We start from the raw sequence: 1720 nt of genomic DNA, 5'->3' as shown, positions 1-1720 counted from the left end.
TCCTTCCTTTAAACCTATAAAAGAAATTTCAAAATCTCTCAACTCTTTCATAATGAACATCAATTTGAGCGTGCAAAGATATAAAATTTCATTTTATAATAAACAAAAGAAATTAAAATTTACACATTAATATTTTTTTCTAACTTTTAAACTATCCTTTGTTAAGGTTTTATAAGCATTTCTAGTTTTTACAATTTTCAATCCCGTAAACAAAGCTTCTTTAAATGACGAGGCATCTGCCTTATTTTGTCCGGCTATTTCAAAAGCAGTTCCATGATCCGGAGAGGTTCTAACCTGATTCAATCCTGCTGTAAAATTAACACCATTACCAAAAGCCAAGGTTTTAAAGGCAACCAATCCTTGATCGTGATACATCGCTAGCACCCCATCAAAACCTTTATAATTCTCCGAACCAAAAAAACCATCGGCAGCATACGGACCGTAAACCAACTTTCCTGTTTCTTGAATTTCCTTCAATGTAGGTCGCACTATATCTTCATCTTCATTCCCAATCACTCCATTATCACCACAATGTGGATTCAAGCCAAGCACGGCAATTTTTGGTTTAGCAATCCCAAAATCTTTTACCAAGGTTGTATGCATGGTTGCTACTTTAGATAAAATGAGCTCTTTGGTAATCGTTTCCGACACTTTTGCAACCGGAACATGACCTGTAATCAATCCCATTCTCAAAGAATCAGTCATCAATATCATCAAACTATCACCTTCTAATTTATCTTCTAAGAACTCTGTATGTCCTGCAAATTTAAATTCTTCCGATTGAATATTATCTTTACTGATAGGTGCAGTTACTAACAAATCTACCTTACCTTCTTTCAAAGCTTGGGTAGCAGCATCCAAAGATCTCAGTGCAAAAGCACCAGACTCTTTTGTTGGATTACCCAGTTCCATTTTCACCTCCTCTTTAGTTACAGAAATTAAATTCAATTTTCCGTCCACTACTGAATCCAAAGATTGAATTCCCTGCACAGGAACCTCTAACTTGAGCATATTTTTATGAAAAGTAATCACTTTAGTAGATGCAAATAAAATAGGAGTACAAAAATCCATCATACGCTTATCTGCAAAAGTTTTTAACACAACCTCAACACCAATACCATTGATATCACCCACTGAAATCCCAACCTTTATTTTTTGCTCTTTCTCCATTCAACTACTTTATTATTCTTATTTTTGAGGAATCAAAAGTAATCATTTAAATTGACAATTTTATGTTCACAGGTATTATAGAAAAACAAGGCTTAGTAAAAGAAATCACTCAAGAAAACGACAACTTACATATCACTATTTCTTCTGAGTTTACCTCTGAACTAAAAATCGATCAAAGCGTAGCACATAATGGTGTTTGTTTGACAGTAGTTGCGATCGATAAAGATCTATACACGGTAACCGCGATTAAAGAAACTCTAGAAAAAACCAACTTAAATACTTTACAAGTAAACGACTCCGTCAATCTTGAAAGAGCCATGAAGCTAGGAGATCGTCTAGATGGACATATAGTTCAAGGACATGTGGACCAAACCGCTACCTGTACTGCGATCACTAATGAAAATGGAAGTTGGGGATTTACGTTTTCTTATGACCCTAATAAAAATAACGTAACCATTGAAAAAGGTTCCATTACCATTAACGGAACTAGTTTAACGGTTGTGAATTCTCAGAAAAACGAATTCAGCGTAGCAATCATTCCTTATACATA

General features: G+C 34.5%; 2 protein-coding genes. One reads left to right on the top strand and one right to left on the bottom strand.

Annotated features, from left to right (window positions below; genetic code table 11):
• Window positions 1-126 precede the first annotated feature (126 nt).
• Complete coding sequence (gene pdxA, locus P8H68_RS01280) at window positions 127-1170, bottom strand: 4-hydroxythreonine-4-phosphate dehydrogenase PdxA (protein ID WP_300320612.1); 1044 nt, start codon at window positions 1168-1170, stop codon at window positions 127-129.
• Between the two features lie 62 nt (window positions 1171-1232).
• Here pdxA and P8H68_RS01275 point away from each other — a divergent pair.
• Window positions 1233-1720: riboflavin synthase (locus tag P8H68_RS01275; RefSeq protein ID WP_300320610.1), on the top strand; the 488-nt coding region annotated here is incomplete at its 3' end.

It is taken from the genome of Flavicella sp. (assembly GCF_029238425.1).
GTDB lineage: Bacteria > Bacteroidota > Bacteroidia > Flavobacteriales > Flavobacteriaceae > Flavicella.
The sequence above is the reverse complement of the archived record's forward strand: the minus strand, read 5'-3'. Positions and strand labels throughout refer to the sequence as shown.

What these genes read in the sequence shown, in the direction of transcription:
- pdxA (WP_300320612.1), bottom strand. Translation starts at nt 1,170, where the DNA reads ATGGAGAAAGAGCAAAAAATAAAGGTTGGGATTTCAGTGGGTGATATC.